The sequence below is a fragment of the Vibrio sp. D401a genome, from assembly GCF_030248515.1.
Lineage (GTDB): Bacteria > Pseudomonadota > Gammaproteobacteria > Enterobacterales > Vibrionaceae > Vibrio > Vibrio rotiferianus.
In genome coordinates this window covers 25,680-48,245 of sequence record NZ_JAHGAI010000010.1, presented here as the reverse complement: position 1 = coordinate 48,245, position 22,566 = coordinate 25,680, and the positions used below count along the sequence as shown (strand labels likewise).

18 protein-coding genes are annotated in these 22,566 nt (G+C 46.1%); 8 read left to right on the top strand and 10 right to left on the bottom strand.

Annotated features, from left to right (window positions below; genetic code table 11):
• Nucleotides 1–63: 63 nt before the first annotated feature.
• The 6 genes from KIV41_RS06165 to queF form a co-directional block, all read right to left on the bottom strand.
• Nucleotides 64–816 carry a DNA/RNA non-specific endonuclease gene (locus tag KIV41_RS06165; RefSeq protein ID WP_045387363.1) on the bottom strand — a complete coding sequence of 251 codons (753 nt, stop codon included), beginning with the start codon at nt 814–816 and terminating at the stop codon, nt 64–66.
• 192 nt (nt 817–1,008) lie between these two features.
• Nucleotides 1,009–1,791 (bottom strand): flap endonuclease Xni, encoded by a 783-nt coding sequence (gene xni / locus KIV41_RS06160; protein ID WP_171357929.1) that lies wholly within the window; start codon nt 1,789–1,791, stop codon nt 1,009–1,011.
• 58 nt (nt 1,792–1,849) lie between these two features.
• Nucleotides 1,850–3,226: a nucleotide 5'-monophosphate nucleosidase PpnN gene (gene ppnN, locus KIV41_RS06155; RefSeq protein WP_045387369.1), complete on the bottom strand. Its 1,377-nt coding sequence runs from the start codon at nt 3,224–3,226 to the stop codon at nt 1,850–1,852.
• A gap of 212 nt (nt 3,227–3,438) precedes the next feature.
• The gene (locus KIV41_RS06150) at nt 3,439–5,004 is read right to left on the bottom strand and encodes a GGDEF domain-containing protein (RefSeq protein ID WP_285335912.1); all 1,566 of its coding nucleotides are present in this window, start codon (nt 5,002–5,004) and stop codon (nt 3,439–3,441) included.
• A 98-nt stretch (nt 5,005–5,102) separates the two neighbouring features.
• On the bottom strand, nt 5,103–7,385 hold the full coding sequence (locus tag KIV41_RS06145) for a tetratricopeptide repeat protein (protein WP_138956087.1): 2,283 nt from the start codon (nt 7,383–7,385) through the stop codon (nt 5,103–5,105).
• Between the two features lie 160 nt (nt 7,386–7,545).
• Nucleotides 7,546–8,391, bottom strand: a complete 846-nt coding sequence (gene queF, locus KIV41_RS06140) for an NADPH-dependent 7-cyano-7-deazaguanine reductase QueF (protein WP_071235986.1) — start codon at nt 8,389–8,391, stop codon at nt 7,546–7,548.
• Nucleotides 8,392–8,498: 107 nt separating this feature from the next.
• On the opposite strand from queF, the gene syd reads away from it, so the two are divergent.
• From syd to KIV41_RS06120, 4 genes are all read left to right on the top strand, one after another.
• Entirely contained in the window at nt 8,499–9,044 is a 546-nt protein-coding gene (gene syd / locus KIV41_RS06135) for a SecY-interacting protein (protein WP_285335911.1), read from the top strand.
• Between the two features lie 2 nt (nt 9,045–9,046).
• Complete coding sequence (locus KIV41_RS06130) at nt 9,047–9,823, top strand: Zn-ribbon-containing protein (protein ID WP_005432677.1); 777 nt, start codon at nt 9,047–9,049, stop codon at nt 9,821–9,823.
• A gap of 316 nt (nt 9,824–10,139) precedes the next feature.
• Complete coding sequence (locus tag KIV41_RS06125; RefSeq protein ID WP_285335910.1) at nt 10,140–12,335, top strand: bifunctional UDP-sugar hydrolase/5'-nucleotidase; 2,196 nt, start codon at nt 10,140–10,142, stop codon at nt 12,333–12,335.
• Nucleotides 12,336–12,426: 91 nt separating this feature from the next.
• The gene (locus tag KIV41_RS06120; protein ID WP_285335909.1) at nt 12,427–13,608 is read left to right on the top strand and encodes a YibE/F family protein; all 1,182 of its coding nucleotides are present in this window, start codon (nt 12,427–12,429) and stop codon (nt 13,606–13,608) included.
• Nucleotides 13,609–13,695: 87 nt separating this feature from the next.
• Here the strand turns inward: KIV41_RS06120 and KIV41_RS06115 are convergent, their stop codons facing one another.
• From KIV41_RS06115 to metN, 3 genes are read right to left on the bottom strand one after another with little or no spacing between them, the layout of a single operon-like run.
• Nucleotides 13,696–14,505 (bottom strand): MetQ/NlpA family lipoprotein, encoded by an 810-nt coding sequence (locus tag KIV41_RS06115; protein WP_010446406.1) that lies wholly within the window; start codon nt 14,503–14,505, stop codon nt 13,696–13,698.
• A 32-nt stretch (nt 14,506–14,537) separates the two neighbouring features.
• Entirely contained in the window at nt 14,538–15,215 is a 678-nt protein-coding gene (locus tag KIV41_RS06110) for a methionine ABC transporter permease (RefSeq protein WP_009705638.1), read from the bottom strand.
• Nucleotides 15,205–16,239, bottom strand: coding sequence for a methionine ABC transporter ATP-binding protein MetN (gene metN / locus KIV41_RS06105; RefSeq protein WP_041060310.1), 1,035 nt, complete (start codon nt 16,237–16,239; stop codon nt 15,205–15,207). The genes KIV41_RS06110 and metN overlap by 11 nt, the downstream gene beginning before the upstream one ends.
• 343 nt (nt 16,240–16,582) lie before the next feature.
• On the opposite strand from metN, the gene gmhB reads away from it, so the two are divergent.
• From gmhB to treC, 4 genes are all read left to right on the top strand, one after another.
• A complete protein-coding gene (gmhB, locus tag KIV41_RS06100) occupies nt 16,583–17,134 on the top strand; it encodes a D-glycero-beta-D-manno-heptose 1,7-bisphosphate 7-phosphatase (RefSeq protein ID WP_005381961.1) in 552 nt (183 codons plus the stop codon).
• Nucleotides 17,135–17,208: 74 nt separating this feature from the next.
• Nucleotides 17,209–18,156: a trehalose operon repressor TreR gene (gene treR / locus KIV41_RS06095; protein WP_285335908.1), complete on the top strand. Its 948-nt coding sequence runs from the start codon at nt 17,209–17,211 to the stop codon at nt 18,154–18,156.
• 175 nt (nt 18,157–18,331) lie between these two features.
• Nucleotides 18,332–19,756: a PTS trehalose transporter subunit IIBC gene (gene treB, locus KIV41_RS06090; RefSeq protein WP_010446414.1), complete on the top strand. Its 1,425-nt coding sequence runs from the start codon at nt 18,332–18,334 to the stop codon at nt 19,754–19,756.
• A 92-nt stretch (nt 19,757–19,848) separates the two neighbouring features.
• Nucleotides 19,849–21,534: an alpha,alpha-phosphotrehalase gene (gene treC, locus KIV41_RS06085; protein ID WP_285335907.1), complete on the top strand. Its 1,686-nt coding sequence runs from the start codon at nt 19,849–19,851 to the stop codon at nt 21,532–21,534.
• A 94-nt stretch (nt 21,535–21,628) separates the two neighbouring features.
• Here the strand turns inward: treC and KIV41_RS06080 are convergent, their stop codons facing one another.
• Nucleotides 21,629–22,528, bottom strand: a complete 900-nt coding sequence (locus KIV41_RS06080; RefSeq protein ID WP_285335906.1) for a hypothetical protein — start codon at nt 22,526–22,528, stop codon at nt 21,629–21,631.
• Nucleotides 22,529–22,566 lie beyond the last annotated feature (38 nt).

Here is a 22,566-nt window from a genome sequence, read left to right as displayed (position 1 = left end):
GAATCAAAAAAGCGCCTACAGTAGGGCGCTTTTTTATTGCGGTTTAAGAACCGTGACCGTCACTTAGTTGCTGGTAGGCCACATCTCTTCCCATTTTACTGATTCCATGTTGTCTTCGATGCTATCTGGCGTTTGAGCAAAAAAGTCTAATCCAGTTTGACGTTCAACTTCGTCAATGGTGGTAATAAAGTTGGCTAACTCTGAGCTTGAAACATCACGATGCGGGACAATGAAAGCAATGGCTTCATCAAAGCTTGGATCAAGAATGACTTTGTAAAACGCGCTCGGGATCATCACGCCATTACCGATTGTTCCTTCGTTGCCTTGGTAAATCGGTCCAGTCACCACATAAAGTTCGTTGTATTCATTGGCGAGATCACGAACATGTTCTTCTAGAACGCGCCAACCAACTCGGTTAAACCCCGGAAGTTGAGGCGACATGTTGCTCATCAAAAAGCTCTGTTTCATTGACTCTCGGGTGAAGTCCATTGTCGCTGACGGAGCAAGGTGTCCTCTGTCGTAACCTGAGCCTTTGTAGTCCGCTAGGGTAGAGCGCGCGTAATCCGGCATTTCAGTGTCTTCTTTGAAGGAGTTACTGCGCTTGTTGGTGATATTCACGCTTTCTGCGGTAATGTGATAAGCAACCCAGTCTGCGTTTTTGGTGTCGTAGTTGTACCCAACTGCATAGCCATCTCGGCAAAGGAACTGATCGCTGTTGGTTGAAGGCATGCCTTTATCAAGGTGTTGACCACAAGTTTCAGCAAGACTAGGAAAAGATAGTAGTGTGACTAAAGATACTAAGATGATGTTTTTCATTATTTTTCTCCGTTATAGGGAGATCTGAAAATAATGAAATTACTTACTAAGACTGTGAATTAGCTTATAAACTAATCAGTACCTTGTAGGTTAATAGTGGGGTAAATATCATTGCTGTGAATGTAAAGGGTTACACAACAAATTTTATAAACGTATTGTCTAACCCAAAACTGACTGCGTAAAGAGATGTACTTACTCGGCTTTATTTGGTCCGGTAAAGCGAATGTCTTGCAGGTTAAAGCCGAGCTCGATGTCGCATTTCAACGCCGCTACTCGTTTGCATAGACGTGCAGATTCAATGTGCTCATCCAGCTTCTTACGATATTTCGGTACCAGCTCTTCACTTGCGTATGCCGCTTCAATGTCCTCAAACTGAGTGAGAATTTCCTTAGCTGCTTTTGGACCTACACCGGGAACGCCCGGCACTTGGCTTGAACTGATGCCCGTTAAGCCCCAGTAGTCGGCAAGCTGAGAGGGTTTTACGCCAAACTCTTTTTCGATAAACGGCTCATCCAGCCAGCGGTGTTGGAAGTAATCACGGATTTGCAAAGTCGGGGACAGCAACTGGCAGTATCCTTTATCGGTCGAGACTATCGTGACCTTCTCTCCGTGACTGGCGACTTTGGTGGCCAGAGTTGCAACCAAGTCATCCGCTTCATCACCTTCAGATAATAACGAATCAATACCTTGTTCCCACCACGCTTGTTGAATTGCGTCTAAACCTTGCATCAGGGGCTCTGGCATAGGTTTGCGGTTTTGTTTGTAGTTTGGAAGGATTTCCGCGCGCCAACCTCGGTCTTGCTCGTGGTGATCGAATACCGCGATGATGTGCGTCGGTTGCGCTTCAGACAGGATGCGAGTCAGCGTTCTGCCTGTGGTGGTGATGGTTCTTGCTATGTCAGTTGGATCGGGTTGTGCAGAGTGCACACGGCGGATCAGGTTTAGGGCATCAATGATAACAAGATGAATAGACATAATGACTTAGCAATAAAAAAGGGGCGTAATGCCCCTAGTGTAACCAAAGCTGAGTTATCTATCGACCACCATTTTCTCGATGGGCAATACGGTAACATGGCTCGTAAGCTGTACCACCTGGTAGTTTCATGCGGTGCTGCTCTACGAAGTCTTTCAACAGCTTGTCGAGCTTTTTCATCAAGACTGGATCGCCATTGATGGTAAACGGACCTTTGCGTTCGATTTCTCGAATCCCTTCCGCTTTAACGTTACCAGCAACAATACCTGAGAAGGCTTGGCGCAGGCTTGCAGCCAGAACTTGAGGTTGTTGGTTCAAATGCAGATCTAGGCTTGCCATCGCATCATGAGTTGGTTCAAACGGAAGTTGGAACTCTGGCTCAATTTTTAGCGACCAGTTAAAGCTGTACGCGTCGCCTTTCTCTTTTCGGTGTTGACGCACTTCGTCCATTGAGCGTTTCATGATGCGGGCAACTTCTGCAGGATCATCAATCACGATTTGGTAGTGTTTCTGACCTTCTTCGCCAAGGGTATCAGCAATAAAGGCATCGATTGAGCGGAAGTAGGCTTCGCTCTCTTTCGGACCTGTAAGTACGATAGGCATTGGTTGGTCGGCATTTTCTGGGTGCATCATAATACCCAAGATGTACAGCAACTCTTCGGCGGTACCCGGACCTCCAGGGAAGATAACGATGCCGTGCGCCATGCGAACAAAGGCTTCGAGACGTTTCTCGATATCTGGCATGATCACCAGTTCATTCACGATTGGGTTTGGTGGCTCAGCTGCGATGATTGATGGCTCTGTCAAACCAAGATAGCGTTGGTCTGTGTAACGTTGCTTGGCATGACCAATAGCGGCGCCTTTCATTGGACCTTCCATCGCGCCAGGACCGCAGCCCGTACAGATATTCAGTTCACGCAGACCCAGTTCGTTACCCACTTCGCGAGTGTATTGGTACTCGGTTGGATTGATTGAGTGGCCACCCCAACACACAACAAGGTTTGGCTCGATACCAGGGGTTAGAGCGCCAGCATTACGCAAGATGCCAAATACGAGGTTGGTAATGTGAGTAGCATTAGTCAGGTTGAGGCGCTGGTTGTCCGCCAAGTGCATGTTCACGTATACGATGTCGCGCAACACAGAAAACAAGTGCTCTTGAATACCTTTGATGATCTCACCGTCAACGAACGCGTGCTCAGGTGGGTTAGCAAGCTCAAGCTTGATGCCTCGTTCACGACGCACTACATTCACATCAAACGATAGGTATTTATCTAACAGCTCTTTTGAGTTGTCGGTGTGGCTTCCCGAGTTGAGGACCGCAAGCGTACAGTTGCGATAGAGCTGATAAAGATCACTTGATGCTGTTTTCTTAAGACGCTCAACTTCGAGTTGTGATAGCAAATCCATGCTACCTGCGGGGCTTATATGGGTAATCATAAGGCCTCCTTGCTATTGCTTTCTTTGAGGGAAAAAACCAACTCACCTACTTAGCTTATACGTGTCGTTCTACTCAGCGGTTGGCAGACTTTGTTGTTTAAACAGCTTAGCAGACTGGTAATGAAGAAACGTGATAACTCGTTGAATTTTGTAGGCTATATAGTAAAACAGACTGCAATTGCAGTCTGTTTGGTGTTTTTTTGAGCAATCGGCTAGTTCCAACTTACTTGGTTGGTACCTCTTTGTTTCGTCTCTTTTAGCATACTACCTAATCGATCTAAAACGTACTCAGGGCTATCTGACTCTTTAAAGCTGGTTGAGACGGCGGTCAGCGTAATCATGATGTTCTGTTCTCGGAACTTAAATGGCAGTTGGCTCACATCTCGTTGGATCTGCTTGAGTAAATCAAGCGTGTATTCTTCGCTTTGGTCAGGGATCAACAAGATAAATTCTTCTCCACCAAAGCGTCCGACAGTATCGGTATCGGAGATGCGTTTTCTCATCGTGCGAGCAAGGATCTTCAATGCCTTGTCACCTGCTGTGTAACCATAGCTATCATTAACCGCTTTGAAGTTATCGACATCAAACAGCACGACGCGCAAATTTTGTTGAGAGCGAATCCAGCGACGGTATTCTAATTCCAAGCGATCATTGAAGGCCGCTCGGTTGTACACCTTAGTCAGTGGATCTAGCAGCATCCGCTGAGCTTGATCTTCCAATCGACGACGATAATCTTGGGTAGTCTCGAATACGGCTTCAAGCTGATTTTTACTGTAGCTTAGGCGCTCTTGAAGAGCCTGCTCACGCTCCTCTGTCATTTTTAACCTTTCAGTTAATGAAGCGATTTGAGCTAGCAATGGTGACATATCAGCTTTGAGAGCTTCCAGTTCCGCTGCTTGAACGAGCGTCGTTTGGGTGCGATCCACCAACGAAGAGAGCTCAGAGTTTAAGTCTTGTCGGTGCTCAAAATAGGTTTGATGCTGATCGACATTTTGATGTGCAGTCTTTAAGTTGGAAGAGAGAGAAGTATTCAACTGATCGAGGAATTGCTCAGAAGACTTACGCTCAAATTTGGTTGCTTCAACAACCAGTTTTAGCGTATTCAACGTGAGTTCGATTAGTGACTCTGCGTTAACACCCAGCAGAAGCTTGGCTCGAATATCGAGTAGTTGCTCTCCAGATTCGCCTTCAAAGTCTAGTTCTGTAATTGTGTATTGCAGATCAGAGGCAAGACACTCTAGTTGTGACTTGTCAGGTGAGTTTTCAAGTTCACCTAAGTTAAGGCGTGAGTTGGAGGTGATTATTTTAAGCGCACGTTCGTAAATGCTGAGAAGCTTTACTGCTTGGTCCACTTTTTTGCCTGCATGAACCTCTGAAAAGCTCATTAGATTCCGCAGTTCACGTTTCAGTTGCGCAGGCAAACCTGTGATTCGCTGGAGCGTTTCACCACTGTGTTTTATCTGCTCATCAAGATAACCGTTTTGTTTTTCCATCGCCATAGACTGTTGTTTGAGTACTCGTTCCAATACTGCAAGGCGGGGGATCAGTGAGGTTATGTCTTGTTGATGTTCTAATTCTCGCTGAATTTCAAGCAAGTAGTTTGTGACTTGCGTGCTTGAGCCCTGGCATGCAGAGGTCAATGATGCCACAACTCGCTTCAGAACTTGCTGCTCTCGCTTAAATTTGAGCGAAGTATCACGATGTGCCAGCCTGAGTTGGTCAAGTTGACAACTCAGCTGATGAAGCTGCGACTGAATATCGGATTCCAAGATTCCCATGAAAAAACTGTGGCTAAGTCCATGTACTGCTGACAATTAATTGATAATAACAAAAAACTTTATAGCGTCATTAGGTATCGTGCTCAACCGCTGTTTAATTACCCACTTTTTAATATTTTTTTGAGGTTGTCCTCATTCTGGTACGAAGAGTGGATCTTTATTAGCCCTTGGTTTATGGCGTGTTGGCATGCGGTACGTATGTCGCCAGTTGCAAAGCTCGCTGCTGGCGCATTATCAATGGCTTTCAAAAATACCCAGTGACTTGCTTTGTCTTTTAAGCTGACCTCTCGGGCAATGTGCGTAGCCAATAGCAGCAAATCAAGCAATTCCTCATCGTTGATTGCGGTATAAGCCCGAGGTAAGAATGGGTAGTCACTAATGCCCATTCGGATAATTCGATTTACATTGTGCTGCTCGGCAAACTCATCCACCCAGCTTTGGAATTTCTCAAAAGTAGCTTCTGCGGAAGCATCACGATCAGCATTTGGCTCGATATATAGCAGGTTTGCATCTGAGAAGTGGTACAAACGAGTCGGTTTGTTAATGCGTTCCGCTAAGAACTCTCCGAATGCGCGTTCTAGCTCCAAACCTGCTTTGTAGCCGTGCTGAACGTACATACTGCGCAGGAATGGTAAATCGATCATCACAAAGCGTAAGCGGTCGTTGAGAGGTTCGTGGATTAACTCTCCCATTTGCCATTGCTCGAACGTTTCACTGGATTTCTGCAGTGAGCGCGATAATTTGACGTTGAGCATACGCAAGTTGCGTAAGCGTGATCGAGAGTGGGTAAATAGGTCGTTACGTAGTTTTTCTATCTCATTCGATTGGCGTTGCATGATTACGCCACGACGCATGATAAACAAAAACATCACCAAAACAGTGATAAACAACGCGAACGATATTTTCTGAAACTTGCGATGCTCCATTTCTACTTGAGCCAAGCGATCCGCTTGGCCTACATAGTGGATACTCTGTTCGGCAAATTCTTTTTGCTGGCGGAAGGCATCCTCACTGATCTGGTTAAGTTGCTTTTGCTCTAAGCGAACTAAGCCGGTGTATTTTTTATACGCTTGCAAAGAAAGCTGATATTCGCCAGCTTGCTCATAACCTAGACCCAATAATCGGTATGATTGCTGTTTGATGAAGCCAGTATCGTCCGGCGCTTTCTCAATGAGATCGAGCGCTTTCTGGGCATTGTTGATCACACTCTTACTGTCATTTTGGTGATACGCTAGACCGGACTTAAGCAATGACGCTTTTGCTTCCAAATAAGGTATCTTTACGTACTCGAGTAAGTCTAAAGAGCGATCGAGGTACTGTTCTGCTAGTGCGTAGTTGTACAGTTGAAGGTAAGTAGCGGCGAGGCTGAGGCGGATCTTGATGATACGTTCAATATTTTTTGCTGTGCTGTCATGGTCCAGAACATTGAAGTAATGAACGAGGGCAAGATTGAACTTGCCTTGATAGAAGTAAACATCCCCCATTTGCTCAAGAACATCCGCTAAGATAGGTGAGTTCGGGTAGCTATCATAAAAATCAGCAGCTTGCGAGAGGTACTCTATGGCTTTGTCATAGACTCGTCTCTCACGGAATAGGCGTGCTAGTAGCCGATTAACTTTTGCAAGGCGAGCACCGTTATCGCTCTCAATCGATTGCCAGTAACCAAAAAGCAGCTCTGATAATGCTAAGTTGTATTTCTTGTAGTTGAGGTAAAACTCGCCGACAGCAGTGTGGTAGTCAATTAATGTGATGTCAGAGCGGTTATCAGCCAGCATGCTTTTGGCCTCCGCATACCAACGATCCGCTTCGACAAAGTTGCCGCTGTGAGAGGCGAGCAATGCACGCTGCATTACTAAACGGTATCGTACACTGTCTGTCCGTTGCAAAACTGGGTTAGCTTGTTCGATCTGCTGCTCGACCTGATCGAGTTTATCTTCCGCCACCGCATAGTTTTTATCATTCATCCAAAGCATTTGGTTGCGCATCAGTTGCACATCTAGATTTAGGTAAGGAAGTTGATATTCGGTGGCAAGTCGTTCAGCTTCGTTTAGGTTGTCGATGGCTCCCTTAATGTTACCCATAGCATATTCAGCTTGCGCGATGATTTTATGAGCTTCAATCGTGCTACTGGGAGTGCGAATACTACGATCGGTCTCTTCACGAGACATGGCAGAAGGGCTACCGTTTTCTTTTCGGTCAGTCAACTCACGTTGTAAAAGGTAGTTTTTGGCGGCTTGTTTGGCTTGCGATGGTTCAATCTCAGCCAGTTGCTGAGCTTCATTAAGCAAAGCGGAAGATAAAATGGTCGCGTGAAGTGGCTGTGCTAACCATAAGCAAAGAAAGCCAATCAGCCTAAATAGACGCGAACTGTCCCAAAACATCCTTTTCGTTCCCTCGAACTGTGTCGTAATTTACGTGTTTTTGAATAAACAATAGTAGAGAAAAACGCCCAGCAATCCAACAGATAGCTGAGCGTTTTTGAGTATTTAAGCAATTAGTTTTTGAGTGTGGAACTCAAGCACTTTTGATTCTCAACTCAGATTACTGACGCGCCATGCGGTTATTGTGCGCGGGCTTGTCTTGTTCCGTTGAGCGGTAAGGGTTGATATCCAAACCACCACGACGTGTGTAACGTGCAAATACCGTTAGTTTTGTTGGCTGGCAGTACTTCATCAGGTCAGTGAAAATACGCTCCACACATTGCTCGTGGAACTCGTTGTGCTCACGGAATGAAACGAGGTAACGAAGTAATTTCTCACGATCAAGCTTAGCGCCTTGGTAACGAATTTCTACGCTGCCCCAGTCAGGTTGGTTGGTGATCAGGCAGTTTGATTTCAGTAGGTGGCTGTGAAGGGTTTCTTCTACTTGCTCTTCGCCTGCTGCGCCTTCAAGAAGTGCGGCGTCAAAATCGTAGCTGGTGATTTCGATATCTTGACCGTCGATGCACTCGCCTTCCATTGTCACGATAGGCTGGTTGGTGTAGTGAGTTACTGGGTTTACTTCCACAAGTACTTGCTCACCAGCGCATGCTGATAAATCTTGCGTCAAACGCTCAGTCACTTCTTCCCAAGTAGCGAAACGCGTTTGGTTGTAGCTGTTTAAGTACAACTTGAACGACTTTGACTCAATTAAGTTCGCGCTGGTCGCAGGGATGTAGACTTCGCCAACGGCAACTTGAGGCAAGCCTTTACTGTTGAGCCAAGATAGCTCGTACAGCGTCCAAATGTCGTGCCCCATAAACGGTAGGCTGTCGCCAAGTTCAAGGTCATCACGGTTTAGGCTGCGAGGTACAGGTTGCAGCAAGCTTGCGTCGTATTGATTTGCGTACTCGGTCTTTTTACCCAGAGTTAGGCCAGCAAGCTCTTTAGCGTCAGAATATTTGCTCATACTTTGTGGTCATTTTCGATTAGAATGGCGAGAATTTTACTGAATCCGCTGATTAATTGCCATCCGGCAGACACCGCGACCTGATAAAAACTAACCAGGAGACCTTCATGACCCAAACCGTTACTCAGGCTCTACAGGACTTTAGCCTGCGCTATCAACAAGCTTGGCAAGACGAGCATAACGAACTGCCACGCAGTGAAGAGCTTGCTGATCTTGTTTCTCCATGTGTAGAAGAGAAACGCGACGGGGCCGTATTGTGGAAAGCATTCCCACGTGAAGAAATGGCGGATTTCACTAACGTTGAGAACGCAATTGAGCTGACGCTGCATGAAGACATCAAAACCTTCTACGGTTCTCAGTACAGTGCTGATATGGACGCAACTTGGCAAGGTAACGAACTGACGCTGCTGCAAGTGTGGAGTGACGATGATTTCACCCGTCTTCAAGAGAATATTCTTGGTCACCTAGTCACTCAGCGTCGTCTAAAGCTAAAACCGACGGTATTTATCGCCGCTACAGACGCAGAGCTGGATGTGATTTCTATCTGTAACCTAACTGGTAATGTGATTCTTGAGCGCCTAGGCTCAGACAAACACGACATACTGGCGGAGACGCTAGCAGAGTTCCTAAGCAAACTAGAGGCAGCGGTTTAAGCATGTACGTTGTTGAGTTGCAGTTTGAGTGTTTTGATAACACGACCGTAAGCGCCGTTGATAAAGCGATCAATGGTCTGATGGATGCGTTGCGCTACAACGGCCAGGTACTTGGACGTGAGTTCCCTATCGTAATGGGTGACGGTGAGTTTTATGTTCGTGTGGTTTGCCCAGAGCAAGACAGTTTACACCCTCGCTACCATTCTGATTTCGTCAAAGTGTGCATGAATCGTTTGTCGGAAGCGTCGTTGCTTGCGCCGAAAATGCGCATGTTGGGTCGTGATTTGAACTCAGAAGAAGCGGCAGAGGAAGAAACGCCAAGCTGGCAAGTGCTGTACACCACATACGTACATACTTGTTCTCCGCTGCGCAGTGGCGAGACCTTGTTACCTATTCCGCTTTACCGTAATGGTGCGACATTGAATGGTGACCATAAAGCGGTAGTGAAATGGCAAACGGAATGGCAAGCGTGCGATGAAATCCAAATGGCGGGTGGTTGCCGTGCTGAACATGCGGCGCTGCACGAGATTTGCGACGCGGACAGTGTCCTGTTCCGTCGTGGTTGGGATTTACGTGGTCGGATTGAATACATCACCAAGATCCCGACTTACTACTATCAATACCGAGTTGGTGGTGAGTCGCTTGAAGCGGAAAAAGGACGCAAGTGTCCAAAATGTGGTGGTGAGTGGTTACTCGACGAACCGCTGCACGACATTTTCTATTTTAAGTGTGACGATTGCCGAATTGTCTCCAATATCTCTTGGGACCACATCAAATAGTTTATTTTTTAAAGCTGGCGCCTATGCCAGCTTTTTTCTATCTAATGTAATTGTGTAAAGGTTACTTAACAGATTTTCTTATTATTCACTCTGTCAATGCTTTGTTTTTGAAAGCATTTTTTCTGAAGATATCTCTCATCCCCTAGTTTGTGACCTGTGTTCACGTTCAAAGAAAAATGTAACACATATGCATGCATTGTAAGCATTGAAACGTTTGCTTCTCAAAAATTTCAAATAATATCCATATCCTTATTAAGGTTTTGGGAAGAGGGCCCCTTCCGAAAATATATATAAAAATAATCTGGAAGGAATTGAGATGACTTTATTTAAACGAAGCTTAGTCTGTATTGCTGTAGTCGGCTTGATGGCTGGCTGTAACGATGATGAAACAAAATATGTAGAAGTACCGTCGGATTACAGTCCAGTTGTCGCAGAGGGTAAAACGCTAACTAACACGCCTGATGTAGTGGTAAAAGGTGAAGCAACACAAGCCGATGAAGTAACCATCGCTATTGCTGCGACGTCGGATTTACATGGTCGTTTATTTGGTTTTGATTACGCGTTGAATGCGGAAGATGACGATGCTGGTGTTACGCGTGTAGCGACCTTACTGGCAGATCAAAAAGCGGCACATCCAAATATGATCCTGATTGATATCGGTGATACGGTTCAAGGTAACTCTGCACAGCTATTTAACGACGACCCAACTCACCCAGTGGTCGAGAGCATGAACTCGCTTGGCTTTGACGTTTGGGTACCGGGCAACCATGAATTCAACTTTGAGCGCTCGTTTATCGATCGTAACTTAAATCACTTTAATGGTGCGGTGCTGTCTTCTAACATCAAATGGGAAAGCAACGATGTGAACTACATTCGTGCATTCCAAATGTTTGAAGTGGAAGGGGTTAAAGTAGCAATCGTTGGTCTAACACCGTCAAACGTGCCTAACTGGGAAGCGTCTGCGCCGGATCACTTCAAAGGTTTGAAGTTCGAGAACGAATTGGATGCGACTAAAGAAGCCGTTGACCAATTGGTATCTAAATACAATCCAGATGTGATTGTTGGTGCGCTTCACCTTGGCCGACAAGAAGATGGTGGTGTGGGTGTTTATAAGATTGCTTCAGCAATGGCGGACAAATTTGATGTCATCCTAGCAGGGCACGAACACGCAAACTACATTGAGCAAGTGAATGCTGATGGCACGGTGACACCAATTAGCAAAGCAACGTCAGAAATTGGTGGCGATAATTCTCTAATCGAAGATAAAGCTAAATCTGGTGAATACAACCAAGAAAATCGTAAGCAAAGTGTGAAGATTATTGAGCCAGGTAAATGGGGTGCTTACCTTGCTAAAGCTGAGATTCAGCTGAAAAAAGTTGATGGCAAGTGGACGATGGCAGACACGACATTGACCAACATCGGCACTAAGAAAGTGGAAGAAGATCAAGCGATACAAGCGAAATTCCAATACGTGCATGATATTTCGGTTGAAGATGCAACACGTGAGCTCGGTCGTGTGACAGGTAACTTCACGCCAAGCGCAACGGGCTTCCAAGATGAAGCGACAGCGAAGGATTACAACTACACTGCAGAGCGTTTGTACTCGACCATTCACCTTGCGAAAGTGGTTGATACGCCTTTGATGGATGTGATTAACCAGATTCAAATGCAGCAAATCGAAGCTGCTGTTGGTGAGGGCAAAGGGGCTGTTGTATCGGCAGCATCACTGTTCTCTGATCAATCTAACTTAATTGATAATGAAGTTTACACCAAAGGTAAATCGACTAACTTGTACAAGTACGACAACACCTTGCTTGGTGTTGAGATGACAGGTGCGAATCTGAAACGCTTCATCGAATGGTCTTACTCTTACTTCAACCAATATAAACCGGGTGATATTACCGTATCGTTCAAGAAAGGCGCGCCAGCTTATCTTTACGATCAGTTCGATGGTGACATCCAGTTCACGGTAGATCTAAGCAAGCCATCACTTGAGTTGGATGAAAATAACGCGGTGACGAATGAAGGTAGCCGAGTAAGCATTACTAGCATTGGTGGCGAACAGTTTGATCCAAACGCGACTTACAAAGTGGCGATGAACAGCTACCGCTTTGGTTCGCAAATTCAGAAGTTTGGTTGGGCAGACAAAGATGACGTGTTCTACGACTCTGTGAATGAGCCAGTTTACGCAATTCGCGATATGCTAACTGCATATGTTGAGAAGAACCATGGCATTGATGTTGCTGATTTCAGCGATAATGTTGGTAACTGGGCATTCACGCAATACCAACCAAGCGGAGAGATTACTACGCTGCGTGACGGTGAGGGTAAAGCACTTTGGGAGCAATTGAAGAACATGGAAATCTGTGTCTCGATTGATTTAGAGAACCCGAAATACCCAGCGATTGTTAAGTCTGTGAACATCAATGATTCGTCGAGCTACTTTGTTAACCCTAACAAAGACGCGACAACCCTTGATGAGAAGGTAGCAGGCTGTAACCCAGCTCATTAATCCTGCATGTGGGCGCGGTAGAGGTTACCGCGCCTAATTTTACTCACCAGAGGCAAAGCCTGTTGGAGTGAGTGATGTAGAAGAGTGCTTCATGATCAAAAGAATCTATAACAAGTGGGGTTTCACCCTACTGATTATCCTTATATCCACACTTATTTTTCAGTTTTCTTCTTCGTGGAGTGAAGGTTTCCGTCCTAAATCTCGTCAGCAACAAGAGTTTGTTGAAGCGACTGTCACGCGTTCGATCTCGAACCATGTGGCACCTGATCCGCTGGTGCCAGATGTGATGACAGGCAAACAAGTCTTCATGGCAAAAATCCTAGAAGGTGAGAGCGAAGGCTTAGAGGTGGAAGTCACCAATCCACTCAGCCGTCAGCACAATGTTTATGTCAGTGAAGGCGATACTTTCATCATGATGATCCGCGAAACCACCAATGGCACCGTTTATTGGGCGTATAACCACAAACGCTCAGACGCGATTTACCTGATGCTTGCTCTGTTCTGCGCGTTGCTGCTGAGCTTTGGTAAGAAAGAGGGCATTAACTCAATGGTCGCGCTCTATTTTACTGCGGCATTAATCGTTGGCGTGTTGGTGCCGAGTATTTTCGCTGGTTGGAATCCAATGTTGGTCAGCATCTTATTGATGGTGGTGATCATCGTAGTCAGCTTTATTCTCGTCTCCGGTTATAACCGTAAGAGTTTATGTGCCATGGGCGGCACATTATTGGGCGTGATTGCCGCGGGTGTAATGGCGCAGTGGTTCGGCGAAATGGCACACTTGTCGGGCATTTACCTCGACAAAGGCGAAGACGTGATTTACCTAACGTCGGTGAAGATGGGCATTCGTTGGTTGATGTTCGTGACGATTGTCGTGGCTGCGCTTGGTGCCGTAATGGACGTGGCAATCTCGATTGCATCGGCGTACGCGGAGCTGCAACAAACCGACCCGAAACTCAAACCAAAGCAATTGGTTAGAGCGTCGATGAATATTGGTCGAGACATCATGGGCACCATGACCAACACTTTAATTTTGGCGTTTGCTGGTGGTTCATTGACGACCATTATGATGGTGTGGGGGCTTAACATGCCGGCGAGTCAGTTTATGAATATGCCGCTGGTGGGCCTCGCAGTCGTGAACGCGTTGGCGGGTAGTGTGGGGATTGTGCTGACTATTCCTTTTACTGCGTTTCTAGCGCCTTATGTGTTCAAGCATCCTCAAGTGGAAGAACAGGTGAAAAAGAACGTTGAGCAAGACGAAGTTCAGCTGTTCTAGCGATATAAAACCGCAATGAAAACAAATACAAAAAGGGCGCTCCGATGAGCGCCCTTTTTAAGTTTCAAGTGTTGTAGAAAGGGGCGATTACCAACCTTTAACTACGCCACCTTTGAAGATGTCTTTCGCTGCTTCGTAAACTTCATCAGTTTGGTATGCTTTCACGAAGTTTTGTACGTTAGCTGCTTGAACGTTGTCTTCACGAGCAACGATTAGGTTTACGTATGGAGACTCTTTGTCTTCAACGAAGATACCGTCACGCTCAGGTGTTAGGTTGATTGAGCTTGCGTAAGTCGTGTTGATGATAGAAACCGCTACGTCATCAAGAGAGCGTGGAAGCTGTGCTGCATCTAGCTCTACAATTGTGATGTTTTTCGGGTTACCTACGATGTCACGTACCGTTGCTAGCAGATCAACACCATCACGTAGCTCGATCAGACCTTGTTGCTCAAGAAGCAGCAGAGAACGACCTAGATTCGTTGGATCGTTTGGTACCGCGATGCGTGCGCCGTCTTCGATCTCATCCACTGATTTTACTTGCTTAGAGTAACCAGCGATTGGGTATACGAAAGAGTTGCCAGCCGTTACTAGTTTGTAGCCACGATCTTTTACTTGCTGATCTAGGTATGGCTTGTGTTGGAATGCGTTCGCATCGATTGAGCCATCATCTAGTGCTGCGTTTGGTGTTACGTAATCGGTAAAGGTAACCAACTCAACATCCAGGTTGTATTTCTCTTTAGCAACTTTTGCTGCAACTTCCGCAACTTGAGCTTCCGCACCTGCCATTACGCCAACTTTTACTTTGTTCACGTCGACTTCTTTGTCCCCACAACCAGCAAGAACCAGTGCAGAAGCGGCAGTTGCAACAGTCAAAAGACTCTTAAGGCTAAATTTCATCTCTATCTCCTTATAATTGGTATTTTCAATTCTTATCTGTGGTCTACGCGGCGTACGATTGCATCACCGATAGACTGAATAATTTGTACTAGAACAATCAGCATCACGACGGTTACTGCCATGATCACTACATCGTAACGGTGGAAGCCATAACGGATAGCTACGTCACCAAGACCGCCGCCGCCTACTGTTCCTGCCATTGCTGAATAGCTTACTAGTGTTACTAGGGTAATCGTCACTGAGTTAACAATAGTCGGCATTGCTTCAGGAAGCAGAACTTTTGTGATGATTTGCGTTGGTGTCGCACCCATAGATTGCGCAGCTTCAACCAAACCTGATGGAACTTCCAGTAGTGCGCCTTCGATTAGACGCGCCACAAATGGGATAGCACCGATAGTCAAAGGTACGATGGCTGCTGTTGTACCGATAAAGGTACCAACCAACAGTTTGGTTACTGGGATAATCGCAACCATCAATACTAGGAAAGGAACCGAGCGGCCCACGTTGACGATCGCGCCAAGAATGCCGTTGAGTTTGGTGTTTTCCAGTAGGCCACCTTTTTTAGTGGTATGCAGAATCACACCAAGAGGAATGCCGACAGCGAAACCAACGATGCCCGCAACCGCCACCATGTAAAAGGTTTCCCACGTTGCGCCTAAAAGTAGGTTGCTGTTTAAGCTCAGCCATTCAGAAATCGTATTAAAGGACATAGCCAAGTACCTCTACTTTCACGTTGTGCTCACGCAGGAATTCAATCGCTGCGTTATCGTCTTCTTCACTACCAAACAGTTCTGCGACCATCATGCCGAACTTCACGCCGCCAGCGTAATCGAGATCAGAACTTAGGATGCTCACGTCGATGTTGTACTTACGAGCAATTTGCGTCATCAGAGGGGCATCCACAGTTGCACCAGTAAACTCTAGGCGAACCAATGGGTAGCTGTTTTCCACGCGCGTGGTTTGTAAGCGAGCTTGGTAATCTTCTGGGATAGAAAGATCCAAAGTAGAGCGAATGAACTCGTGTGCCAGTGCAGTCTTCGGATGCGCGAAGATTTCACCAACGGTGCCTTTTTCCACTAGTTCACCATCACCGATGATCGCCACTTCGTGACAGATGCTCTTAACCACTTCCATCTCGTGAGTGATCAGAAGAATGGTGATTTCTAGCTTGCGGTTGATTTCTTTGAGTAGTTCTAAGATGGACTGAGTCGTTGCTGGATCCAGCGCACTGGTTGCTTCGTCACACAGCAGAACGCTAGGGTCTGATGCCAGTGCACGTGCAATTGCCACACGTTGCTTTTGACCACCACTTAGGTTTGCTGGGTAGCTTTCATGCTTGTCTGAAAGACCAACAAGCTTAAGTAGCTCAGTGACTTTTGTTGCGATTTGCGATTTGTCTTTGCCTGCTAGCTCAAGAGGGAGTGCGACATTGTCGAAAACGGTGCGAGACGACAGCAGGTTAAAGTGTTGGAAGATCATCCCGATGTTACGGCGAGTTTCTCCCAATTGCTTTTTGCTTAATTTGGTTAGATCAACGCCATCTACGATGATGGAACCCGATGTTGGGGCTTCCAGCATGTTCACACAACGGATCAGGGTACTTTTACCCGCGCCCGATGAGCCGATAACACCAAAGATGGTGCCCTTCGCGATATCTAGATTAATGTCCTTAAGGGCAAGAATTTCCTTACTGCCTTGGTAGAACACTTTATTGACGTTTTTTATTTCTATCATGTTTCAACCTGCACAGAGATACTGGGAACTTCGCTGTTAAAAACGGCTTTTAACAGGAGTAAATTTTGAACTCTATCTCAATTCTCAGTTGATGCTATGGGTTAAGCAGTAGTAAGTCAATAGATATTTTTACGTCTAGACGTCTAAATGTATGGATGTTCTGTTGGGAAAATAAAACAGAGGATGTTTGGCGGAAAGGAATATAAAAGAGGGATATTCAAGATTTACCGATTCTCGGGCGACAAATCAACTGTTTTGTCGCTCACTCACGCCAATTAGATAGTGTGAGTGCTTATAAGGTATGTAATAATCTGATGAAACCGAGTAAATAGAGAAATACGTTTTGGCAAAACCTGCTGTTTTTATCGATCGTGACGGCGTGATCAATGTTGACCACGGCTACGTTCATGACGAACATGATTTTGAGTACATTGACGGTGTCTTTGAAGCGACGAAAGCGCTGAAAGATAAAGGCTACCTGTTGGTGCTTGTGACCAATCAATCCGGCATTGCACGTGGTAAATTCAGCGAAGACCGTTTCTTATCTCTGACTCAGTGGATGGACTGGAACTTCGCTGATAATGGCGTTGAGTTCGATGGCATCTACTACTGCCCACATCATCCTGAACATGGCATTGGTGAGTACAAGCAAGATTGTGAGTGCCGCAAGCCAAAACCAGGCATGTTCATTTCTGCACGTGACTTCTTGAAGATCGACATGGAGAAATCTGTGATGATCGGTGACAAAGCTGAAGATATGATGGCAGCAGAAGCGGCAGGCGTTGGCACTAAGATTTTGGTTCGCACTGGTAAGCCAGTAACAGAACAAGGTGAAGCTATCGCAACAGTAGTATTAGATAGCATTGCAGATGTGCCTGCGTACCTAAATAAGTAATCGCCATTACTGACTGAGATAAGGGAAGCCGCTGCTTCCCTTTTGTTTGATTCCTTCTTTTAGTCTGAACACTTATGAGCAAAAAACTCACCATTCTTGATATCGCGAAATTGGCTGGCGTGGGCAAGTCGACGGTCAGCCGTGTGCTTACCAATGATCCCAAGGTAAAACCGCAAACGCGTGAGAAGGTAGAGCAAATCATTCGTGAATCAGGCTACGTCCCATCAAAGTCGGCGCAGTCGATGCGTGGTGGCAGTCAAAAGGTGATCGGTGTGATCATCTCTCGTTTGGATTCACCATCAGAAAATCGCGCTGTTGGGACCATGCTCAACGCTTTGTACTCAGCCGGATACGATGTGGTGATCATGGAGAGCCAGTTCGATCGCGATAAAACCAATGAGCATTTGGATGTGCTTAAACGTCGCAACGTCGATGGGGTGATCGTGTTTGGCTTTACTGGATGTGATGAGCAAGCGTTAGCGGAGTGGGGCAATCGCATTGTCGTGATTGCGATGGACACGCAAATCGTTTCCTCGATCAACTATGATAACCAAGGCGTTATCGATATGGCGCTCTCTCATCTGGAACAACAATCTATTTCTCGTATTGCCTACATTGGTGTTGATCCAGAAGACCGCACCACTGGTCTCGCTCGACTAAATGCTTACCAAGCTTGGTGTGAGCAAAAGCGCATCGAACCTTGCTTTCAAACCGGTAAGCTCAACCACGAAAGTGCTTATCAGCTAGTGGATCAAGTCCTTCAATCCGATACTCAAGCCATCGCTTGTGCCAGTGACACTATCGCTCTCGGTGTAATTAAACGTCTGCAAGAAGTGGGACGTGAAGATGTGGTGGTTACCGGTGTGGGTGGCAACGAATTGCTTTCTTTTCTCTTCCCGAATGTCTTCAGCGTGGATCCTGGCTACTCTCATGCTGGTGAAAAAGCCGCTAACATGCTGATTAATCAATTAAATGGTGATGAGTCTGTGGTGCATTTTACCCAGCAGCCTATCCGTCATTAATCCTCCTTTCGATGATCTGCTCTAAAATTATACTGTGATCATTCTCAATTAATGGGACTGTTCCCATTTTGTTTTTGAATGCGAAATGGCACTATTAAAATCATCGAATGGGAATGTTCCCATTATAAAAATAAAACGATGAATTGAATGTATCCAATACAGGGTGGACAAAGTTATGAGTAAGATTGCGCGCCAAGATGTACAGCGTCTTATTGAGCTGGTCGGGGGATCGGACAATATTGCCAGTGTAAGCCACTGCTTAACTCGCTTGCGTTTCGTGTTGAATGACACTGACAAAGCCGATACAAAACAGTTAGATGCACTGCCTATGGTGAAGGGCTGCTTTACCAACGCAGGTCAATTTCAGGTCGTCATCGGCACTGAAGTTGATGAGGTTTACAAAGTTCTGATCGAGCTTAGCGGCAAAAGTGAAGCGAGCAAAGATGAATCTAAGAACGCTGCTCGTCAAAATATGAATATCGTTGAGCGTGGTATATCCCACCTTGCTGAAATCTTTGTACCACTGCTACCAGCGATCATCACCGGTGGTCTGATTCTTGGCTTCCGTAACGTGATTGGTGACATCAAGATGTTTGATGGCCAAACGTTAACGGAAATCAGCCAGTTTTGGGCTACGGTACACTCTTTCTTATGGCTAATTGGTGAGGCGATCTTCTTCTTCCTACCAGTTGGTGTGTGTTGGTCGACAGTGAAAAAGCTCGGCGGTACTCCGATTCTGGGCATCACATTGGGTGTCACTCTGGTTTCGCCACAGTTAATGAACGCCTATCTGATTGGTAAGCAAGTGCCTGAAGTATGGGACTTTGGCTTATTCGCCATCGAGAAAGTGGGCTATCAAGCGCAAGTGATTCCGGCGATGTTAGCCGGTATTGCACTGGCATTTATTGAAACTAACTTAAAACGCATTATTCCGTCTTACCTTTACCTAGTGGTGGTACCGTTTGTTTCTATCATTGTGTCGGTGATTCTTGCGCACTCTATCATTGGTCCATTCGGTCGTATGTTGGGTGACGGCGTTGCTTTTGCTGCGAAAGCTGCCATGACGGGTGACTTCGCGATGATTGGTTCAACCATCTTCGGCTTCCTATACGCGCCATTGGTGATTACCGGTATTCACCACACCACCAACGCGGTTGACCTTCAACTGATGCAAGAGCTAGGCGGCACGCCAATTTGGCCTCTGATTGCACTTTCAAACATTGCTCAAGCATCTGCAGTAGTTGGCATCATTATCATCAGTAAAAAACACGGCGAGCGTGATATCTCAGTGCCTGCGGCTATCTCTGCTTACCTTGGTGTGACTGAGCCAGCGATGTACGGCATCAACTTGAAATACAAATTCCCAATGCTGAGCGCGATGATCGGTAGTGCGATTGCCGCTGCTATCTGTGGTAGCGCAGGTGTGATGGCGAACGGTATCGGTGTGGGCGGTTTGCCGGGCATCTTGTCTATCCAACCACAGTTCTGGGGCGTATTTGCTCTGGCGATGTTGGTGGCGATTGTTGTACCAGTGGCACTGACCCTTGTGTTGTATAAGCGTGCGCAAATGAAAGGCGAGTTAGAAACCGCTAGCGCGTAATTCGAACTGAGGCAGCGATTTGGCTGCCTCGTTTATCTCTTCGTTTTTTTAAGATTTTTAAGTTTCCGTTTAATGGTAAGTGAGCGTTAGAAATGGCAATGACCAAGCATGATGAGAGCTGGTGGAAAACCGCAACCATCTACCAAATTTACCCAAAAAGCTTTTGTGACAGTGGAAGTAAAGGCACGGGCGATATTAAAGGGATCATTTCTAAACTAGATTATCTAAAACACCTTGGTGTGGATGCGATTTGGCTGACGCCGGTTTATCAATCGCCAATGATCGACAACGGTTATGACATTTCCGATTATTACGCGATCAACCCAGATTTCGGCACTATGCAAGATTTCGATACCCTGTTGGCAGAGGCTCACCAACTGGGTATTCGAATCATCATGGACATCGTGGTCAATCATACTTCGACAGAGCATCATTGGTTCCAATCGGCACTGGGTGACAAAAACAGCCCTTACCGTGATTACTACATTTGGAAAGATCCTGTTGATGGCGCAGAGCCAAACAACTGGCAATCTAAGTTTGGTGGCAATGCTTGGGCGTTGGATGAAAAAACGGGTCAGTACTATTTGCACCTTTTTGCTAAAGAGCAAGCGGACTTAAACTGGGAAAATCCAGTGGTACGTGAGGAAGTAAAAGAAGTCATAGGCTTCTGGGCAGACAAAGGCGTCGATGGTTTCCGTCTTGACGTTATCAACCTGATTTCCAAGCAACAAGACTTCCCAAGTGACGATATTGGTGATGGTCGCCGTTTCTACACGGATGGTCCACGTGTGCACGAATACCTTCAAGAGATCAGTGAAGCCGTGTTCCAAAAATATGGCAGCGTGACGGTGGGTGAAATGTCGTCCACCACGCTAGGGCATTGTCAGCAGTATTCAGCGCAAGATGGCAAAGAGCTGTCGATGGTGTTCAACTTCCACCACCTGAAAGTTGATTACCCAAATGGTGATAAGTGGACGAAAGCGCCGTTTGACTTCATCCAACTGAAACAGATCTTCAACCATTGGCAAACCGGCTTAAATGGCAAAGGGTGGGGCGCGCTATTTTGGTGTAACCACGACCAACCACGCGTTGTGAGTCGATTAGGTAACGACGAACAATACCGTGTTGAATCTGCCAAAATGCTTGCGGCATCGGTACACATGATGCAAGGCACGCCTTATGTTTATCAAGGTGAAGAGATCGGCATGACCAACCCGGGCTACACCGAAATCAGCCAATATCGCGATGTTGAAAGCACGAACATGTACGACATCATGGTCAATCGCGATGACGTATCTCACGACGATATGATGGCGATTTTGGCACAGAAGTCGCGTGATAACTCACGTACGCCAATGCAATGGAACAGCGCGAAACACGCGGGCTTTACTGAGGGCACGCCTTGGCTAGAGGTGGCTCAGAACTATTCAGAGATCAACGCGGAAGCCGCGATTGCCGATTTGAACTCGGTGTTCTACTTCTACAAGCGCTTGATTGAACTGCGTAAACAGGTTCAAGTGATCACTGATGGTCGTTACGAGGACCTGCTGCCAGAGCACAAACGTATTTTTGCTTATGCTCGTCAGAACGATAAGCAAACGCTGTTGTGTATTAACAACTACTACGGCGAAGAGGTGGAGTGTGTGTTACCAGAGCGTTTTGATATGAGTAAAGCCAAAAACCTGCTTTCCAACTATCAAAATGCGACCAGCGCGATTGCTTCCAATCACCAAGTACTGCGTCCTTACGAAACTCGCATCTTGCTGATTGAAGAATAAAAGCAAATAAAAAGTACCCCTAAGGATTTCGATCCTAAACAAAAGGCTTTGGAGTGCTCCCCAAAGCCTTTTTTCTATGAGATGAGATTGTGGTCTATGCTTTCTCGATCTTGCTCAGAGTTGCTTTCTCTTCACTGATTTGAGTCTGTTCGGCTTTCAACAGTTCAACTTGCTCAATCAAGCCTAGTGCAGGGTTGAACCAACGCTCTGCCGATGTTTCAAATTCCATTGAATCCATACCATCACATCTTAGGTTGTAGGTGTTCTTCTCGGTTAGGTATGCCGCTTCAATCGATTTGCCAGATACAGTGAAGGTTTTGCGCGCACCTGTCTCAGTGATTTGTTGGCTCCACCAAGCTTTGCAATCTGCGTTATCTGGCAGCTGTTCTACCCATTCGTGATCCTCAAAATCATTCAAAAGGTTAGCCACTTGTTCACCATTCAGCGATAAATCAATAGAGATGGTGTTTACGCTAATATCAATGTTCAGGTCTTTCTCTTTAACCGTCGAACCTTCCACGCGAAACACAGGGCTGCTATCCATAAGCATTGCGATAGAGATACGGTTAACAAGGTAAGCATCGGTGATTTCGTGTAGTGCGCCATCGGTGCCGGTAAAGTAGATCGATTTATCCTCTTCGCCGTTCTCTTCAACTTGCTCAGACAGATAAAATTGAGTGATACCGTTGTTAACCAGATCGTGGATGATTTGAATCACAGGTGCCGATTGTGGAACGTTAGACAAAGCATCAATAAGCTCCTGACTGCTCATTGCTTCAAAGTCCATCGTCACTGTACCGATTTGCTGTTCATCAGAAGCAATGTCATAGCGCAATTTTGTACTTGATACTGGTGCAAAAGATGAGTTTGAAATCGGGTAATCAAAGCTGTTTTGTGGACCTTTATTGCCGCTTGAAGATCCAGAAGAAGAGCCGCCACCACAGCCGTAAAGTGCGATGGTAGCTGCTGCGATAAGCGTCATTTTTTTAAGCATGAGTTTACATTCCTAGTTTTAGAAGGCTGATAAATCGA